This window comes from Stenotrophomonas sp. A3_2 (assembly GCF_036624925.1).
In the GTDB taxonomy this organism is placed as follows: domain Bacteria; phylum Pseudomonadota; class Gammaproteobacteria; order Xanthomonadales; family Xanthomonadaceae; genus Stenotrophomonas; species Stenotrophomonas hibiscicola.
The window spans coordinates 1-347 of record NZ_JAZKVY010000019.1 but is presented as its reverse complement, the minus strand read 5'-3'; the positions used below and the strand labels follow the sequence as shown (position 1 = coordinate 347).

Here is a 347-nt window from a genome sequence, read left to right as displayed (position 1 = left end):
CGGCGTGGTCAACACCAATGATTTGCAGCAGGCCGTCCCCTCGCTCACCATCGGCGGCCAGCAGCGCAGCAACTCCCAATTCTACCTGCGCGGCCAGACCCCGGGCGTGATCAACCAGGGGGTGCACAACAACTCCTCCGTCACCGTCTATTTCCTGGAAGTGCCGACGCTGATTTCCGGCCCCGGCACGTTCTACGACATGCAGGACGTGCAGGTGCTGAAAGGCCCGCAAGGCACGCTGTTCGGCCGCAACACCACGGGCGGCGCAATCCTGTTCGGCCCTGTGCAGCCGAAGGACGAGGTCAGCGGCTACATCCAGGGCCGTTATGGCAGCTACAACGATCGCG

Annotated in this window: 1 protein-coding gene; it reads left to right on the top strand. The window is 64.0% G+C overall.

Features of this window, described 5'->3' with window-relative positions:
- Positions 1-347 (top strand): TonB-dependent receptor plug domain-containing protein (locus R5H29_RS00075; protein ID WP_332328529.1); only part of this gene is annotated, 347 nt, incomplete at both ends.